Source organism: Microbulbifer celer (assembly GCF_020991125.1).
Classification (GTDB): domain Bacteria; phylum Pseudomonadota; class Gammaproteobacteria; order Pseudomonadales; family Cellvibrionaceae; genus Microbulbifer; species Microbulbifer celer.
This window is the reverse complement of the sequence record NZ_CP087715.1, coordinates 1,118,751-1,136,091: the sequence shown is the minus strand read 5'-3', so window position 1 is coordinate 1,136,091 and position 17,341 is coordinate 1,118,751. Positions and strand designations below refer to the sequence as shown.

Annotated in this window: 16 protein-coding genes; 8 read left to right on the top strand and 8 right to left on the bottom strand. The window is 58.0% G+C overall.

What is annotated here, in order from left to right:
- The first annotated feature begins 105 nt into the window (after nucleotides 1-105).
- Entirely contained in the window at nucleotides 106-1,911 is a 1,806-nt protein-coding gene (locus tag LPW13_RS04540; RefSeq protein WP_230438249.1) for an acyl-CoA dehydrogenase, read from the top strand.
- A 15-nt stretch (nucleotides 1,912-1,926) separates the two neighbouring features.
- Here the strand turns inward: LPW13_RS04540 and LPW13_RS04535 are convergent, their stop codons facing one another.
- The 8 genes from LPW13_RS04535 to LPW13_RS04500 form a co-directional block, all read right to left on the bottom strand.
- Nucleotides 1,927-2,754 carry a polysaccharide deacetylase family protein gene (locus LPW13_RS04535; protein WP_230438248.1) on the bottom strand — a complete coding sequence of 276 codons (828 nt, stop codon included), beginning with the start codon at nucleotides 2,752-2,754 and terminating at the stop codon, nucleotides 1,927-1,929.
- Nucleotides 2,755-2,797: 43 nt separating this feature from the next.
- Nucleotides 2,798-4,156, bottom strand: coding sequence for an ATP-binding protein (locus LPW13_RS04530; protein ID WP_230438247.1), 1,359 nt, complete (start codon nucleotides 4,154-4,156; stop codon nucleotides 2,798-2,800).
- Nucleotides 4,157-4,160: 4 nt separating this feature from the next.
- Nucleotides 4,161-4,835, bottom strand: a complete 675-nt coding sequence (locus tag LPW13_RS04525; protein WP_230438246.1) for a response regulator transcription factor — start codon at nucleotides 4,833-4,835, stop codon at nucleotides 4,161-4,163.
- Nucleotides 4,836-4,883: 48 nt separating this feature from the next.
- The gene (locus LPW13_RS04520; RefSeq protein ID WP_230438245.1) at nucleotides 4,884-5,204 is read right to left on the bottom strand and encodes a PepSY domain-containing protein; all 321 of its coding nucleotides are present in this window, start codon (nucleotides 5,202-5,204) and stop codon (nucleotides 4,884-4,886) included.
- A gap of 44 nt (nucleotides 5,205-5,248) precedes the next feature.
- The gene (locus LPW13_RS04515; RefSeq protein WP_230438244.1) at nucleotides 5,249-5,851 is read right to left on the bottom strand and encodes a glycine zipper 2TM domain-containing protein; all 603 of its coding nucleotides are present in this window, start codon (nucleotides 5,849-5,851) and stop codon (nucleotides 5,249-5,251) included.
- 181 nt (nucleotides 5,852-6,032) lie between these two features.
- A complete protein-coding gene (locus LPW13_RS04510; protein WP_230438243.1) occupies nucleotides 6,033-7,409 on the bottom strand; it encodes an L-cystine transporter in 1,377 nt (458 codons plus the stop codon).
- A 131-nt stretch (nucleotides 7,410-7,540) separates the two neighbouring features.
- Entirely contained in the window at nucleotides 7,541-8,047 is a 507-nt protein-coding gene (locus LPW13_RS04505; protein ID WP_230438242.1) for a TlpA family protein disulfide reductase, read from the bottom strand.
- Nucleotides 8,031-9,422 carry a YihY family inner membrane protein gene (locus LPW13_RS04500; RefSeq protein ID WP_230438241.1) on the bottom strand — a complete coding sequence of 464 codons (1,392 nt, stop codon included), beginning with the start codon at nucleotides 9,420-9,422 and terminating at the stop codon, nucleotides 8,031-8,033. The genes LPW13_RS04505 and LPW13_RS04500 overlap by 17 nt, the downstream gene beginning before the upstream one ends.
- A gap of 121 nt (nucleotides 9,423-9,543) precedes the next feature.
- On the opposite strand from LPW13_RS04500, the gene arsC reads away from it, so the two are divergent.
- The 7 genes from arsC (at nucleotide 9,544) to LPW13_RS04465 (ending at nucleotide 17,325) form a co-directional block, all read left to right on the top strand.
- Nucleotides 9,544-9,888, top strand: coding sequence for an arsenate reductase (glutaredoxin) (gene arsC, locus LPW13_RS04495; RefSeq protein ID WP_230438240.1), 345 nt, complete (start codon nucleotides 9,544-9,546; stop codon nucleotides 9,886-9,888).
- Nucleotides 9,888-10,496 carry an NAD(P)H:quinone oxidoreductase gene (gene wrbA / locus LPW13_RS04490; protein ID WP_230438239.1) on the top strand — a complete coding sequence of 203 codons (609 nt, stop codon included), beginning with the start codon at nucleotides 9,888-9,890 and terminating at the stop codon, nucleotides 10,494-10,496. Before arsC ends, wrbA begins: the two co-directional genes overlap by 1 nt.
- On the top strand, nucleotides 10,489-10,902 hold the full coding sequence (locus LPW13_RS04485; protein ID WP_230438238.1) for a DUF2069 domain-containing protein: 414 nt from the start codon (nucleotides 10,489-10,491) through the stop codon (nucleotides 10,900-10,902). The genes wrbA and LPW13_RS04485 overlap by 8 nt, the downstream gene beginning before the upstream one ends.
- A gap of 127 nt (nucleotides 10,903-11,029) precedes the next feature.
- Nucleotides 11,030-12,895 carry a signal peptide peptidase SppA gene (gene sppA, locus LPW13_RS04480; protein WP_230438237.1) on the top strand — a complete coding sequence of 622 codons (1,866 nt, stop codon included), beginning with the start codon at nucleotides 11,030-11,032 and terminating at the stop codon, nucleotides 12,893-12,895.
- Between the two features lie 418 nt (nucleotides 12,896-13,313).
- Nucleotides 13,314-14,204: an HAD-IIB family hydrolase gene (locus LPW13_RS04475; protein ID WP_230438236.1), complete on the top strand. Its 891-nt coding sequence runs from the start codon at nucleotides 13,314-13,316 to the stop codon at nucleotides 14,202-14,204.
- A gap of 16 nt (nucleotides 14,205-14,220) precedes the next feature.
- Nucleotides 14,221-15,444: a glycosyltransferase family protein gene (locus LPW13_RS04470; RefSeq protein ID WP_230438235.1), complete on the top strand. Its 1,224-nt coding sequence runs from the start codon at nucleotides 14,221-14,223 to the stop codon at nucleotides 15,442-15,444.
- Between the two features lie 123 nt (nucleotides 15,445-15,567).
- Nucleotides 15,568-17,325: a sugar phosphorylase gene (locus LPW13_RS04465; RefSeq protein WP_230438234.1), complete on the top strand. Its 1,758-nt coding sequence runs from the start codon at nucleotides 15,568-15,570 to the stop codon at nucleotides 17,323-17,325.
- The last annotated feature ends 16 nt before the right edge of the window (nucleotides 17,326-17,341 follow it).

Genomic DNA, 17,341 nt, shown 5'->3' with positions numbered 1-17,341 from the left:
GACCCCTTGTGAGGGGCTCCCTACTCTGCTCTGATCGAAAAAAAGCCGCGACCGGTTGGTTGCCGCAAAGCGCATAAACGAGAGCAGAGGTAGGGGAGTATCGCCATGAGCGAATTATTGTTGCGGGATCGGGATATCGAGTTTCTGTTGTACGAATTTCTCGATTCAGAGCAGCTGTTGCAGCGGCCCCGCTATCAGGAACACTCCCGGGAAATCTTCAACGCGACCCTGGATACCGCCAGAGCCATCGCCGACCGCTTTTTTGCCAACCACTACACCAAGGGCGATACCTGTGAGCCACAGTTTGATGGCGAAACGGTCACCCTGATCGAAGAAACCCGGCAGGCCTGGAACGCGTTTGCCGAGGCCGGATTCCTCGCCGCCCACGGCGATTTCGACGAGGGCGGTATGCAGCTGCCTGAAGTGATCCTGCGCGCCGCCATGGCCTACATCAATGCCGCCAACGTCGGCTCCGCGGCCTACCCTTTCCTGACGCTCGGTGCCGCCAACCTGGTGCGCAGTTTCGCCAGTGAAGCCCTGCGCGAGCGCTACCTGCCGCCGATGATGGACGGCCGCTACGCCGGCACCATGGCGCTCACCGAGCCGGACCAGGGTTCCGCCCTGGCCGACATCCGTACCACCGCCGTGCCTGCCGGGGACGGCAGCTACCGTATTAGCGGGCAGAAAATGTTTATCTCCGGCGGCGACCAGTCCCTCACAGAAAATATCGTGCATATGGTGCTGGCGCGGATCGAAGGCGCGCCCGCGGGCACCAAGGGGATTTCCCTGTTCCTGGTACCGAAAATGCTGGATGCCGAAGACGGCACCCTGAAGTCCAACGACGTCAAACTGGCGGGCCTGCTACACAAGATGGGGTACCGCAATACCACCTCCACCGTGCTGAGTTTTGGCGAAAACGGCGGGGCCGTGGGTTATCTGGTGGGCGACGAGAACCGCGGCCTGGCGTGCATGTTCCAGATGATGAATGAAGCCCGTATCGGCGTGGGCAGCGGTGCCGCAGTCCTTGGTTACCGCGGTTACCTGAATGCACTGCAATACGCCAAAGACCGCCCCCAGGGACGACACCCGTCCAATCGCGACCCCCTGTCCAGACAGCTGCCCATTATCGAGCACGCGGATGTCCGTCGATTGCTGTTGATGCAGAAAAGCTATGTGGAGGGCGGCCTCGCGCTGTGTTTTTACGGCTCCGCCCTGCATGAGGATTGCCAGACCGCGGAAACCAGTGAAGACCGGGAACAGGCGCAGTTACTGCTCGACCTGCTCACCCCCATCATCAAATCCTGGCCCTCGAAATACTGTCTGAAAGCAAACGACCTGGCGATCCAGGTACTCGGCGGCTCCGGATATATCCGCGAATACCCACTGGAGCAGCTGTACCGGGACAATCGCCTGAACCCGATTCACGAGGGCACCGAGGGCATTCAGGCCATGGACCTGCTGGGACGCAAAGTGCCGGCGGCGCAGATGGCGGGCTACCGGCTGTTGCGGGAGCACATCCTGCACAGCTGCCAACAGGCCGAAACCCAGCAGGCACTTGCGCCGCTGGCGACCGCCCTTTCCGATGCGCTGAAGCAACTGGATGGTGTCAGTGAAAACCTGATGAAACAGCTGATGCAGGACGCAGACCGCGGCCTCGCCAACGCCAGCCTGTATCTGGATGTATTCGGGCGTGTCGTCGTTTCCTGGATCTGGCTGCGTCAGGCATTGATCGCAGATCAGGCATTGGAAGCCGAAGATTCGCTGGCACAGGAAGAAGGGGATTTCTACCGCGGCAAGCTGCAGGCCGCGCGTTTTTATATCGAATGGGAACTGCCGGAAATCGGTCCGCAAATCCGGTTATTGAACGATGCCAGCCCCGTTACTTTTGACATGCAACGGGACTGGTTCTAACAGACTGCCAGCCGTTTATTGCTGTAGTGCTTTAAGATAAGTCACCGCATCCGTTACCGTCGCCACCCAGTATACCTCCGGGTGTGCGGCGAGATGCGCCAGCAATGCCTGATGACTCTCCGCAGAAGTTGTCAGGTAATCACCGCCTACACCGTGAAACAGAAACCCGACCATGCTGTGTTCAGCACGGGCCGCTTCCGCCACCGCAATCAACTCCTCACCACTTTTTTTCAGGCTGTCAAAAGATGCCAGCTGATAGAAATTGTCATCGTCAATCGCATGCTGACCGTCGGCAGACCCGTGGCGGGCGGCGGTGACATAGGGTTTTAACGCTTCCACAATATCCTCGCCCCCGGCCTGCATATCGCCACAGGGATAGGCAAAACTGCGCTTCTGTTCACCATCGATGGCCGACAACAGACTGTTGGTGGTCCGCAGCTCATCGATAAATTGCGCCAGGGTGTAATCGTCCAGGTCGTGCCAGGGTTGTACCCAGTCGCGCCCGGGCAGGGACTTGCGGCACGGGTGGTAGAGCATGTGGTTGCCCAGCTCGTGGCCCTGCCCTGCCGCATTTCGCCACTCCCGGTGTCGATCTCGAATGGAGGAACGCGCACCGCTCAGGTAAAAAGTGCCCGGCAGATCCAGCTTGTTCAGCTGCGGAATGGCGATATCCAGGTGAGAGTCCAGGGAGTCGTCGTAGGTAAGAATGACCGCGACTTCCGCCCCACCCGGCCAGGGGCCTGTGTTGTTGCCTTCATTGCCCGCCTCCTCACTACTTGCTGTCGCACACGAAAGTAGAGTCAGGACAACGATCGCCATCCATCGAGCATTAGTCAAAAGCATTTTTACACTCCATCGTCTTGTTATTTTTCAGCTCGCAATACGGTCAAAGGCAGATCGTAATCTGCGCCCCCTCCCACGGGGAAGTTTCCACCCCGATGGTACCGCGATAATTCTCCACAATATCCACCACCACCGCGAGACCGATCCCCTGCCCGTGTTGCTGCTGATCCGCGCGCACCCCACGCTGGATCACCTGCTGCCACTGCTCCTGGGTCAGCCCCGGTCCGTTATCGGCCACGACTATACGCAGTTCGTGCTCACCGCGGGTATTCTCGATTTCCACCAGCAACTTGCCATTGCCGTACTTGTAGCCGTTATCCAGCAGGTTACCAAGCATCTCCATCAGGTCGCCCTCGTCGCCGTGGAAGATCACACCGTCTTCGCACAATAACTCCGCGTCCACGGTTTTATCCCGGTAAACCTTGTCCAGTGCAGACAGGATTTTCTCCGCCAGCGGCTTTACCGCGACGCCGCGCAGAATCGACTTGGGCGAGCTGGCAACGGCCTTCTGCAGCTGGTAGCTGATGATACTGTCCATCCGCTGTACCTGCTCCGACAGCACCATCTGGTTGTCGGCCGGGTTGCCGCGCAGGTCCATGCCCTTGAGGACGGCCAGCGGTGTTTTCAAGCTGTGGGCCAGGTCTGCCAGGGTGTGGCGGGTCTTCTCCCGCTGGCGGCGCTCGTTTTCTATCAGCAGGTTGAGGTTGTCAGTAAGCGGTACCAGTTCGCGGGGGAAGTTACCCTGCAAACGGTCGCTACCCCCCTGCTGCATATCTTTCAAAGCACGCGCCACAGAGCGCAGCGGCGCCAGCCCCCAGCTCAGAACCAGCAACTGCACTGCAATCAAAGCCAACGCCCCCAGCCCGAGCCAGCGCCACAGGGTACTGCTGAACTGCTCCACCTGTGCGAGTAGCGGCGTCGCATCTTCCAGTATCACGAACGTGAACAGCAGTTCATTGTCGAGCCCCCAGGCAATGCCCTGGCGGAAACTGCTGTAGGGGGCGCTGAGATCTGGCAGATGGATTTCGGCAAACACTTCCTGCCCCTGGCGCAGCGGCAACGGCAGCGGAAGCGCGGAAAAGTTCGGCAGGCTGAGGGCGGACTGGGAACGCCAGATCACCCGCCCTCGGGCATCCATTACTGCGCCGATAAGACCGGAGTCCGGCTGGTTGAAACGCTGCTCAGGCAGGTTCAGAGGAAGATGCAGACTATCCCCATCCGGTTCCGCTACCGCCAGCAGGGTGTAAATATGCAGCTGCAATTCGCGCGCCTTGGCCTCATCCAGAGAGGTGCGGTACGCCTTTTCCAGTACACCGGACAGCACTGCCAGAAATACCAGCAGTACCAGGGTGGCCATCATCGACAGACGGCCAGACAGGGAGTGCAACCAGCGGCTCAGCAAGGGCTCAGCCCGCCGGGCTGAAGCGATAGCCCCGACCGCGCAGGGTCTCGATGGGTTTTACCCCGCCGGCGGCATCGAGCTTTTTGCGCAAGCGGCCGATAAAGACCTCAATCACATTACTGTCGCGGTCGCAGTCCTGCTCGTAGATATGATCTGTCAGGGTCGTTTTCGAGACCACTTCGTCCGGGTGCAACATCAGGTATTCCAGTACCTTGTATTCGAACGAGGTCAGGTCCAGCTCACCGCCGGAGACCGTCACCCGCTGCGAGCTGGTATCCAGCACGATGCTGCCGGCGGTAATGGTGGGAGACGAGAAGCCGGCGGAGCGGCGCACCAGGGCGTTCAGCCGCGCCAACAGCTCTTCGGTATGAAAGGGCTTGGTCAGGTAATCGTCACCGCCGGCTTCCAACCCCTGTACCCGCTCCTGCCAATGGCCGCGGGCAGTCAGAATCAGGATCGGGAAATGACGGGCCTCGCCGCGCAGAGTCTGGATCACCTTAATACCATCGATTTTCGGCAACCCCAGATCCATCACCGCTACGTCGTAGGGAAATTCACGGCCCAGGTACAGAGCCTCTTCGCCATCAGGTGCCTCATCGACGGTATAGCCTGCGCTGCGCAGGGATTCGGCCAGCTGATCGCGCAGGACCTGTTCGTCTTCTACCAGCAGTGCGCGCATGGAAATTCCTCTTTATCTCGGGCAGTCAGTACCCTGCTTTTGAAGCCATCAACGAGAGATTCGACCGCTCTGTTTATCGACATACACCACATAGACCTGACTTTTTCTGGAAAGTCCCTTGACCCGGTACATGGCGCGGCCGTTTTTATTCACCTCCTTGATCGCCAGAATTTTGCCGCCGTAGGCTTTCTTGACGATGGCAGCTGCCTGGTCCCGGGAAATGCTCCGGTTCTGCATACGCCAGTGCACCGACGCAGATCCATCCCTGAAGGCAACCGACGGCGCGGGTTGCTGGCCGGCCAGCAGCGGCGCTGAGGCCAGGCCGATCACGAGGGCGGTGACAAGCGGTAATGCACCGGAGGATTTCACTATGCAGCTCCTGTTGTTCTGTTCCAGCCACCGGCCAACATGAATTACCAGACCGGCGTTACATCCACACGAACCCGGATTTTATCCCCCGGGTGCCGGTCAGTGCGAGTAAGAAATTCCTGACCGTTGTAGCGGTAGTTTACGTCATATCCTACCAGTTCCCGGCGCCTGGTCACCTCTTCCACTACCCGGCAGTGTTGCTGGGTGCCGTGTTGTACCGGTGCGGCACTGCGGCTGATGACCCCACCGATCACCGCACCCACTGCAGCGCCAGCCACCGTACCAGCGGCTTTGCGACCTCGGTTGTAGCGACGGTAGTGATGCCGATGATAGCGGCGGTGGTGGCGATGTCCTTTCGCGGCATTGCGCCCCACCGCCGCCCCGATCAGGCCGCCGATAATGGCGCCGGCAGGGGAAGCCTGCTGGTAGGTGACGGGCTGATCCCAGCACTGGGTACGGGGTTCCACCACTTGGATATCGTTATAGACGGGAGTAACAGCGGTGACGATGGCGTAATCATAACCATCGTTGCCCTCATAATAGCCGCTTTCGCCGGCGGCAGAAGTGGCGCTGAAGCCAACCAGTACCGCGACCAAGCTGGCGAAAGCCAGTGACTTGAACGGTTTGGAAAGAAGTTCTTGATGCATGTCATGCTCCCTGAGACCCGGACCCTGCGGCCGATGGAAGCACTATATGAAACGCTCGCTGAATCGATCCTGAACTCTAGTGGTCCATGCGGAAAATTCTGTAACCGATCACTTCGCCACAGGCTCCAGGTCGACGCTGCAGATTGCCGACCACCGGGACACTCAGACCTGACGGCGGGATTCAGCCATCGATCACCCGGTCCTCCTCGCGAATCTCCGGTACCTCATCCCCCAGCCAGTGCTGAGTCAGGGTACCTGCAGTCATGGCCCCATTCACGTTCAACGCCGTGCGCGCCATATCGATCAGCGGCTCGACGGAGATCAACAATGCTGCAATGGTTACCGGCAGCCCCATGGTGGGTAGCACCACCAGGGCCGCGAAGGTGGCGCCGCCGCCGACCCCGGCAATCCCGAAGGAGCTGATCACCACCACTGCCACCAGAGACGCCAGCCACACCGGATCAAACACGTTGATCCCCATGGGCACTGCCACCATCACCGCCAGCATCGCAGGATAGATCCCCGCACAACCGTTCTGGCCGATGGTGGCGCCGAACGAGGCGGAGAAGTTGGCGATGGCCGGAGAGTTCCCCAGTTTATCGATCTGGGTCTCCACATTCAGGGGAATGGTCGCAGCGCTGGAGCGCGAGCTGAAGGCGAATACCAGTACCGGCCATACCCTGGCGAAGAACGACACCGGGTTGACGCCGTTCACCAGCAGCAACAGTCCGTGCACGATAAACATCAACGCAATGGCAACGAAAGACGCCACCACAAAACTGAACAAGTTGAGAATATCCGCCCAGCTGGACTTCGCAATCAGGGCCGTGACCAGCGCCATGACGCCATAGGGGGTGAACGCCATGATCAGACGCACCAGTTTCATCACCCAGGCCTGGGCAACCGAAACAAATTCCTCGATCGCCGCACCGTGCTCCGGGTTTTCCTTGCGAACACCGAGCGCCGCCAGACCCAGCAACACCGCAAAAATCACAACCGCGATTACCGAAGTATCCCGATGGCCGGCGAGATCGAAGAATATATTGCGGGGAATAAAGGCGGTGAGAATCTCTGGAATACTCAGATCGCTGACCTCGCCGATACGCACATTCAACTCATCGACCCGCGCCGCTTCCCGCGCGCCCTCCACCAGACCTTCTGCGGTCAGACCGAACACGGAAGCGATCACCACACCGATCAACGCCGCCACAGCGGTGGTACCCAATAGAACCGCCAGCACCGAGGCACTGATCTTGCCCAGAGAGCGGGTATCACTGACCCGCACGACCGCGCCGAGAATCGACACCAGCACCAGCGGCATGACCACCAGATGCAGCAGATTGACGTAGCCGTCACCAATCAATCCAACCCAGCCGAGCACCCACTGGCTGTCGACGCCCCAGCCCTGCGCCAGATGTATCAAACCGCCGAACAACACCCCGAGGAGCAGACCGGCGAACACAGCGGGTGCAAGCGATTGGCGACTGCGGTGCCAGCGTGCCAGCGGCCACAGCAGTAACAGGTAGAAAGCGAAGAGTAAGAATGCGCTCAATTGCATTAGCCGACAGTCCAGTTATCCAGAAGTAAGCGATCAGAAAAGGCGGGCATCCTAGCAGTTGTCGCGTCATTCATTTAAAGACGCTTTGGTTATAGGCCTATAAGCACTGCGCTCGGCACCGGAAATGCTTGTTATTCCGCGCCCGATTCCCCTTCAACAGACGGAACGACTCTCGACAGCGCCTGCTCCAGGCTTTCCAACGACTGGGGGCCGACCAGACTTTCCCGCCAGTTGCCCTCCGCATCAATCAATAGCGTAGTCGGCAACACCTGGGGGCGTGGCTGCCCCCAACGGGCTTCCGGCTCCCGGGGCAATACCGGAAATGCAATACCGAACTTGTCCGCCTGCCGGCGGATCTCCGCTACCGGAAGGTCATCAAAAGAGATGCCGATGACCTGGACCCGATCCTGATTCGATTGCTGAAATTGATTCAGCTCCGGGATTTCCTCACGACACGGCTTGCACCACTCCGCCCAGTAATTCACCACCAGCACCTTGCCGTCTACCGCAATAGGGTCGCCGCTGAGGTCGCTATAGGTCACATTTTTTCCGGACGAAGAGTTGGAATCGCACCCGCTTACCAGTGCCGCGGCGAGACATAGGCAGGCCACGATCAGCACATCAATCGGTATCTGCACCGGCCTTCTTGTTTGTACTGCGTGCGCGCCCGCTGCTCTTCTTACGGTTCTTTTGTGCATCGATATTTTTACCCGATTCGTTGCCATCTGTTTCCTGAGGGCCTTTTTTCTGGGGGTCTTTGTCCTCAGGACCTTTATATTCGAGCGCCGCCTGCGCACCCTCGGCCAGGGAATTTCGAAACAGCTCGCCCAGGCTCAGAGAAAGTCGCTCCCCGGAGAATGTCTGCGCTTCCTTGAAGCGTGTTTCCACCTCGCGATACCAGGGCTGAGACTGCAGTTCACGATGCCCCTGCACCGGAATCGGCGCCGGGTGCAGCCAGCCAAGCAGTGTCTGCAGGGAAACGGCGTCCAGATCCCGCACCAGCACATAATCGTTGCGCTCTGTCTGGGTGATGACTTTGTGATCATTCAGCACCTGGCGGATACGTCGCCACTGTGCAGGCCGGATACCCGCCCGGGAGACATCCTGGTCACGCAGCGCCTCTCCCTGTTGGTATTTGCTGAACATTTTCTGCAACAGAACCAGCGCTGCCATCAGATCAGAATAATCCCGCCCCTGCGCCGCTGCATGGTAGGCAGACAGTGTCCGCACCAAGACACAACCGGCAAGCACGATTATCCAGATCAGGAAAATCCACATCAGGAACAGTGGCACAAAAGCAAAGGCACCATAAATGGCCTGCAGAGAGCTGCGAGCCACAATGGCCCCAAACAGATACTTGGCCGCTTCAAACGCAAATGCGGTAATCACGCCCCCCGCGATCCCGTGCCGCAGCGGCACCCGGCAATTGGGCACCGCAACAAACAGCAGGGTAAAAGCGATGGCGGTAAACAACCAGGGTAAAACACGCAGTACTACGGGCAGCATGCCCAGCATGTCGTTTTCCCCCAGCACTCTCTGCGAGAACAGATAGGTGGTAGCAGCCATACCGGCGCCGAGCAGAATCGGCCCCAGACTCAGAATGGCCCAGTAGAGCAGAAAACTGGATATGCCCCGACGCCCCCGGGGAATGTCCCAGATGGCATTGAAGGTCACCTCGATATTGCGCAACATCAGACCGGCAGTGACCAACAGAAAGGCAACACCCACACCGGTCAGCCGCTGCGCCTGCGAAGAGAAACTATTGATATAGTCCTGCACCTCGCGCCCGCTTTCGGGGACGAAGTGCGAAAAAATCTGTTCCTGAAGCTTGCTTTCCAGCCCGGCAAAATCCGGGAACAGGGACAACATGGCGTAGCTCACCGTCACCAGGGGGACGATGGCAAACAATGTCATATAGGTAAGTGCGGCAGCGTGCTGACGACAGTTCTTTTCGTCAAACAGTGTCCAGAGGGAGGTAAAAAAACGACGCCAACGGTGCACCATTTCTGTCATGGGTCTTCTCTTGTTCTTAAGGCCAGCGATAAGCGGTGCTGTGAATTTACGCATTATCCCAGCGTAGACGAGCCCCCGCAGGCTGTTAGAATACGCCAAACCTTAACAGGATACTGCCTCAATGTGGACGATCTACCACAACCCTCGTTGTTCAAAATCCCGTCAGACGCTGCAGCTGCTGCAGGAACACCAAGTTGAACCGGAAATCGTGCTCTACCTGGAGACACCCCCGGACAAAGGGACCCTGAAATCACTCCTGAAAAAGCTGGGCATCGAGCCACGCGCACTGCTGCGCAAAGGCGAAGACGATTACAAGGTACTCAACCTGAAAGACCCCGCCCTCAGCAACGACCAGCTGATTGAGGCCATGGTGGCCCACCCCAAGCTGATCGAACGTCCCATTGTGGTGAAAGGCGAACACGCCGTACTCGGCCGCCCACCGGAAAATGTCTTGGAGCTGCTGTAATGGCGACCCCGGAACCCTACGTACTGGTGCTTTATTACAGCCGCAATGGCGCGACTGCGCGCATGGCGGCAGAAATCGTGCGCGGCGCCGAGGCCGCAGGCCTGCCGGCAAAATTGCGCACCGTGCCGCCGGTTTCACCGGATACCGACGCCAGCCTGCCCGCGGTCCCAGACGCCGGTGCGCCCTACTGCACCGCCGATGATCTGCGCCACTGTGCCGGCCTGGCGATGGGGAGCCCGACCCGTTTCGGCAATATGGCGGCGCCCTTGCGCTACTTTCTCGACCAGACCAGCGATCTGTGGCTGGACGGCGGCCTCTCCGGCAAACCGGCAGCGGTGTTCACCTCCACCGGCAGCCTGCACGGCGGACAGGAAAGCACGCTGATTTCCATGATGTTACCGCTGCTGCATCACGGCATGGTGATTGCGGGACTGCCCTATTCCGAAGCGGCGCTGATGCATACCCGCACCGGCGGCACGCCCTACGGCGCCTCCCACTGGGCCGGTGGTAACAACGGCGAACTGAGTGACGACGAAATCACCCTCTGCCGGGCACTGGGCAACCGCGTAGGGCAACTGGCCCGCAAGCTGGGAGATGGGCATGACTGACTCCACACCGAAAAAGCCACCGGAAGACACGCAGCAAGAAGCGCAGAAAGAAAAGGGCGTTCTGGCTCGCAAGCTGCATGTCGCCCGGCGCCTGAACTGGGTGTGCTACATCGCCCTGCTGGTGCTGTTTGTGGTCTGGAACCTGTTTCTGGGCGGCTCCCTCAAGTGGTGGATCCTGCAGACAGTCCCGCTATTGCTGGTGCTACCGGGCATGCTGAAACAGCGCCAACGCAGCTATTTATGGCTATGTTTTATTCTGTTGCTGTACATCACCGCTGGTATTGTCGACGTAATGATGCCCGGGCGCGGTTGGCAACATGGCGCACTGACCCTGTTGAGCCTTACCCTGTTTCTGTCGGCCATGATGACCAGCCGCTGGCAGGTAAAGTACCACTCCCTCAGCTGACACCGCCGATGTAAACCGTTCCGGTAGCCGCAGGCTACCGGTAAGAACACAGCAAGCCACAAGATATTCGAGCCGTACAACATTCGAGCCGTACAACATTCGAGCCGTACAACAAGGAGTTTCAGGTTTGACAGAATCATCGACGCATAATAAAGGTTTCATCCGGCGCTTTTTCGGCGCCATTGGCGGTGCCATCACCTGGCTGCGCCGGGTGTTCACCAACCTCCTGTTTCTGTTAATCCTGCTGTTTATCGGCATTGCGATTTTCGGTGGCGAAGAGCGCATTACAGTCCCTCAGGGTGCCGCCCTCAAGATCGCCCCCGCCGGCTATCTGGTAGATGAAGTCACGCAGCCCGCCGGTATCCCGGCATTTCTTGGTGGCCGGGCCACGCCGCCGGAAACCCGGGTCAAGGACCTGGTTGAGGCGATCGATCGCGCCGCAAACGACAACCGGATTTCTTCACTGGTACTGGAGCTCGATCATCTGGCCGGCGCCAGTCTCAGCAAACTGGAAGAGGTCGGCGAAGCCGTACAGCGTTTCAAGGCAAAGGAAAAGCCCGTCTATGCCTTCGGCGACAACTACACCCAGGGCCAGTACTTCCTCGCCAGCTACGCCGACAATGTGTATCTCAACCCCATGGGGTCGTTGCTGATTACCGGCTTTGGCAGTTACCGCAATTACTACAAAAGTGCGCTGGATAAGCTGAAAATCAACTTTCACGTTTTCCGCGTGGGTGACTATAAAGATTTTATCGAGCCCTACACGCGCGATGATATGTCCCCCGCGTCCCGTGAAAATAACCAGCGCTGGCTGCACCAGTTGTGGGGAGAATATACCGAGCAGGTAACCGGGCTGCGCAACCTGCCCCCGAACGCTGTCGACGCTTTCGTCAACGAACTGCCAGAAAACATGCGCGCCAACGGCGGCAGCTGGGCAAAGGCAGCACTGTCCAACAAACTGGTGGACAAGCTCGCCAGCCGCCGCGCTGTAGTCAGTGAGCTGCAGGAGAAAGTCGGTGTCGCTGAAGGGAACAAGCAACAGTACAAGTCGATTGATGCCATGTCCTACCTGCGCCAGGCCAGGCTTACCAATCTACCCAACCCACAGAGTGACAAGATCGGCCTGATCACCGCAAGCGGTGCCATCATCGATGGAGAGGCGCCCGCGGGCCAGATCGGCAGCACCACGCTCAACAAACTGATCGCCAATGCGCGCGACAAGAAGGTCAAGGCCCTGGTGCTGCGTATCGACAGCCCCGGTGGTTCTGCATTCGCCTCCGAAGCCATTCGCCAGGAACTGTTGGCCACGCGTGAAGCCGGCATCCCGGTCATCATCTCCATGGGCAGCGTAGCGGCGTCTGGCGGCTACTGGATTTCCACCGCCAGCGACCGCGTGTGGGCCTCACCCTCTACCATCACGGGCTCTATCGGCGTCTTCGGTGCTTTCCCGACGTTTGAAGATTCCATGGAACACCTGGGCATTTACAACGATGGCATCGGCACCACAGAACTGGCGGGCGCCATGCGTATTGATCGCCCGCTACCGGAGATGGCGGCAAATATCATTCAGCAGGGCGTCGAGCACACCTACAATCAGTTCCTGCGCATTGTCGCGGAAGCCCGCCACAGCACGCCAGAAGAAGTCCACAAGATCGCCCAGGGTCAGGTGTGGACGGGCCGCACCGCCCTGGAGCTGGGCCTGGTAGACGAGTTGGGCAACCTGAAAGACGCCATTGCCGATGCGGCGCAGGTGGCCGAACTGGATCAATTTGAAGTGATAGAGATCCAGCGCGAGTTGACTCCCAGTGAACGGATCATGCGTGCACTCGCGGATAACGTGGATGCAGTGATCGGCGAAACCGTCCGCACCAACATGCCGCTGGGCGCCTGGTTACAGAGCCTGCAGCCCGCCCTGCAACCACTGCAGGAACTACACAGCTTTCAGGATCCTCGCGCGCTCTACGTACGCTGCATGAACTGCGTGGCTCCCTGACGCGCACTTTACACTCCTTTTTTCCCCTCCCCCGCAAACCCACTTTGCGGGGGAGCACACTGAGCATCGGTGTGGACGACTGACACCTCTTCTCCGACTACTCTCCTCCTCCCGTTTCTCCACACTGCCCTTCACCCGTTCTCCACCACTCTTCAGCACACCTGATCGCACCAATTTGGTGCAAAGAGAAATTGCCACTTACCCCAACATCCCAGATTGATGCACCGGTGCTTCACCTCCGCCCAAACGCGCCAGGTACTTGAAGTTTCTTGTGCCAATTCTGTCCCCACAAGCACCGTCACTGCTCACTTTTCTCCGTCTGGCACTATTTTTGGATTGGAATTAAGCAGAGGCTTAATGAAAGGCCTACGTAAAAGTGGATGAATAAATCATAAAACCCGGACCAGCGCGGTACTCAATGACAAAAGCACATCGCGAGGCACCCCCCTACTCCAGAGCTCATCCAGGAGTCCCCTGGCTGATAGTCAGCGATCTGGATGGCACACTCCTGGATCATTTCACCTATTCCCACGCACCAGCAGACCCAGTCCTGCGCAGGCTCGAGGAGCACGCAATACCGCTGATCCTCAACAGCAGCAAAACCCGCGATGAAATACTCAGTCTGAGAAAAGCACTCGACAACCAACACCCGTTTATCGTCGAAAATGGCTCGGCGATTTTTATTCCAGTGGGGTACTTCCCGAACTGCCCTGCAGAGGCCACACAACACGGGGAATACTGGGTGGTGGAACCGGGCGCCCCTCGCGGCCGCATCCTGGAGTACCTGCAGCAGGATCAACAAACCCATCCCGCGCCTTATCTCAATTTTGCCGCCGCCACTACTGCAGAAATTGTTGCCACCACGGGTCTGACGAAACAACAGGCCGGGCAGGCGCAACAGCGGGATTACTCCGAACCCCTCCTATGGCAGGGCGACGAGCAGCAGAAGCAGGCCTTTATTGCTCGCGCCAACGCCGCCGGCTTCCGCACGCTGCAGGGGGGGCGCTTCCTACACCTTCTCGGAAATACCGACAAGGGGATCGCCACCACACAGCTGAAAAAATACTATCAACAGTACAGCGACGTTCCCTGTCAGCTGATCGCAAGCGGGGACGGCCCCAACGATCTGGCTATGCTGGAGGCGGCGGATATCGCCGTTCTGGTGCGCTCACCGGTACATCCGCCCCCGGAATTTACCCACCACAGACTGCTCACTACACGGAAGCCCGGCCCCCTGGGCTGGGCAGAAACCGTGCGCGAAATCCTTACCGACGCAGATATTTTCAGCGGACCGATCTATCGGAAATAACCAACGGGAGTTTACCGTGACCGATTTTTTTCAAAATGGCGCCCTCACGACCCTGCACAACCTTTCCAATCGCAGCCTAGAGGATATGGAAGCGGAGCTGCTGAAATTTTCCAAGCATCGGCCGATGACCCTGCTGCTGCCATCACTCTATTCAGAACTGGAAGGCGCCGCACTTCCCCGTATTCTGAAAATCCTCGCGGAGGTACCGTACCTGTCGGAGATCGTCATCGGCCTGGATCGCGCGGATGAATCCCAGTATCGCGATGCACTAAAACAATTCAGCCAGTTGCCGCAACATGTACGGGTGCTCTGGAACGATGGCCCGCGCCTGCGCGAGCTGGATGCACAGTTGAAGCGCGACGGTCTCTCACCAAAAGACGCGGGCAAGGGGCGCAATGTTTGGTATTGCCTCGGCTATATCCTTGCCTCCCGCCGCGGTGAGGCCATTGCCCTGCACGACTGCGATATCGTTACCTACGATCGCCTGATGCTGGCGCGACTGTTCTACCCGGTAGCCAATCCCAACTTCAACTACGAGTTTTGCAAAGGCTACTACTCCCGTGTTGCCAACGGAAAAATCAACGGGCGCGTCTGCCGGCTACTGGTAACACCGCTGGTGCGTACGCTGAAAAAAATCTATGGACATACCGATTACCTCGAATACATGGACAGCTTCCGCTACTCCCTCGCCGGTGAATTCTCCTTCCGCCGCGACGTGATCAACGATCTGCGCATCCCCAGCGACTGGGGGCTGGAGATCGGTGTTCTCTCCGAAATGCACCGTAACTACTCCACCAACCGCCTGTGCCAGGTAGATATTGCCCACGCCTACGACCACAAACACCAGGATGTTTCATTTGGCAATGACGAGGGCGGGCTGTCAAAGATGTCCATAGATATTGCCAAGTCTCTGTTTCGCAAACTCGCCACCCAGGGCACCGTTTTCTCTTCCGAAACTTTCCGCAGCATCAAGGCAACCTACTTTCGCGTAGCACTGGATTTTGTGGAAACCTATCGCAACGATGCCATCATCAACGGGCTGGACTTTGATATCCACCGGGAAGAGCAGACAGTGGAGCTGTTCGCCAGCAACCTGGTAAAAGCCGGCCAGGCATTTCTCGACAACCCGATGGAGACGCCGTTCATTCCCAGCTGGAACCGGGTAACCAGTGCAGAGCCAAAGTTTCTGTGTGAACTGAAAAATGCAGTGGAAGCGGACTATGAGCAATACAACGTATAAATAAGCGCTCTCAATCAGAAACCGGTTATAGCCAAAACTTAAAGCTCGAGATTTTCTCCGTGGGCGCTGCGCACCAGAGTGCCCTTCGAGCTGCCAGTATTCAAACAGACCGCGGGGGGTTCCGTGACAGAGACTGCAGACTTACCTATCGAAGAAATACTGTTTCAGAAAGTGATCGATCACCTGCGGGTGATCTACCCGGAACTGGATATCAGGGCCATCGCCCGGGACCTGATACACACCATGCGACTGGACGAGGACTGCCAGAAGCCGCTCGCCCATAAAAATCTGTGGGACCAGACTGATATCACCGTCATTACTTACGGCAACAGTATTCTTAGTGACGATAACAATCAGAAGCCGCTACATACCCTGCATCACTTCCTGAAAACACACTTCACCATGCTGATCAACAGCGTGCATATCCTGCCGTTTTTTCCCTATTCCAGTGATGACGGCTTTGCGGTCTCCGCCTACAAACAGGTGGATCCTCCACTGGGAGACTGGAACGATATACTGCGTATCAGTACCGATTTCCACCTGATGGCGGATCTGGTGATCAACCACTGCTCGGCACAGCACGAGTGGTTCCGGAATTATCAGCAGGGCAAAGATCCCGGCAATGGCTTTTTCGTCGAAGCAGATCCCAGAGATGACCTCAGTATGGTGGTTCGCCCGCGGGTTACACCGCTCTTACGCCCCACCGAAACCCCGGACGGAACCCGCTATGTGTGGTGTACTTTCGGGCACGATCAGGTCGACCTGAACTTCCGCAACCCGAAAGTACTAGCCAAGATTGTCGACATCATCCGCCTGTATCTGGATATGGGTATACGGATATTCCGCCTGGATGCAGTCGCCTTTATCTGGAAACGGGCCGGCAGCATCTGCCTGAACCTGAAAGAAACCCATGAGATCGTTCGCCTCTTGCGCACGCTGATCGAGCATGCCAACCCCAATGCCGTCATCATTACCGAAACCAATATTCCCAACCGGGAAAATCTGTCCTACTTCGGCAACGCCAACGAGGCCCACTGCATTTATAATTTCTCGTTGCCACCGCTGTTGGTCAATACGTTGATTTCCGGTAACTGTCAGCACCTGAAGAACTGGCTGATGGCGATGCCGCCTGCCCAGAACGGCACCACCTATTTCAACTTCATTGCCTCCCATGACGGCATTGGTCTGCGGCCGGTAGAAGGCTTGCTGGATGACAGCGAGCAGGAAGCGCTGGTGCAGACCATGGAAAACTTTGGTGGTCAGATTTCCTGGCGCGCCCTGGATGACGGTAGCAACAAACCTTACGAAATCAATATTTCTTTGTTCGATGCGCTCAAAGGGACGGTGTCCGGTGAGGATCAGTGGCAACTGGAGCGGTTTATCTGCGCCCACGCAATCATGCTGGCACTGGAAGGCATCCCCGCGTTTTACCTGCACAGCCTGGTAGGCACGACCAATGACTATGCGCGGATGAAAGAACATGGCCACAATCGCGCCATCAATCGTCGCCAGTGGCAAGAGCAGGAGCTGAATGAAAGACTGGCAGACAGGGAAAGCCACCACCACAAGGTTTTCCATCGTTTGCGGCAGCTGATTCAATTGCGCCGGGAGCAACCCGCATTCCACCCCAATGCCACGCAATTTACCCTGCATCTGGGACAGCAGATTTTCGCCTTCTGGCGCCAGAGCCTGGATCGCCGTCAGAGTATTTTCTGTATCAACAATATTTCGGATGTGCCCCAGGAAATTTCACTCAACGCCATCAACCTGATCGGTACCGATGAGTGGAAAGACCTGGTCAGCGACACCACCTTCAACGACATGCTCGCCACGGTGACGCTGGCCCCCTACCAAACTCTGTGGATTACCAACCGTACTTGACCGGGCACACTTCAAT

Bases quoted from the DNA above. Each gene is read 5' to 3' on its own strand.
- wrbA (WP_230438239.1), top strand. From the start codon at position 9,888: ATGGCGACCCCGGAACCCTACGTACTGGTGCTTTATTACAGCCGCAAT.
- LPW13_RS04500 (WP_230438241.1), bottom strand. From the start codon at position 9,422: ATGACAGAAATGGTGCACCGTTGGCGTCGTTTTTTTACCTCCCTCTGG.
- LPW13_RS04515 (WP_230438244.1), bottom strand. From the start codon at position 5,851: ATGCATCAAGAACTTCTTTCCAAACCGTTCAAGTCACTGGCTTTCGCC.
- LPW13_RS04475 (WP_230438236.1), top strand. From the start codon at position 13,314: ATGACAAAAGCACATCGCGAGGCACCCCCCTACTCCAGAGCTCATCCA.
- LPW13_RS04510 (WP_230438243.1), bottom strand. From the start codon at position 7,409: ATGCAATTGAGCGCATTCTTACTCTTCGCTTTCTACCTGTTACTGCTG.
- arsC (WP_230438240.1), top strand. From the start codon at position 9,544: ATGTGGACGATCTACCACAACCCTCGTTGTTCAAAATCCCGTCAGACG.
- LPW13_RS04540 (WP_230438249.1), top strand. From the start codon at position 106: ATGAGCGAATTATTGTTGCGGGATCGGGATATCGAGTTTCTGTTGTAC.
- LPW13_RS04485 (WP_230438238.1), top strand. From the start codon at position 10,489: ATGACTGACTCCACACCGAAAAAGCCACCGGAAGACACGCAGCAAGAA.
- LPW13_RS04525 (WP_230438246.1), bottom strand. From the start codon at position 4,835: ATGCGCGCACTGCTGGTAGAAGACGAACAGGTCCTGCGCGATCAGCTG.
- LPW13_RS04535 (WP_230438248.1), bottom strand. From the start codon at position 2,754: ATGCTTTTGACTAATGCTCGATGGATGGCGATCGTTGTCCTGACTCTA.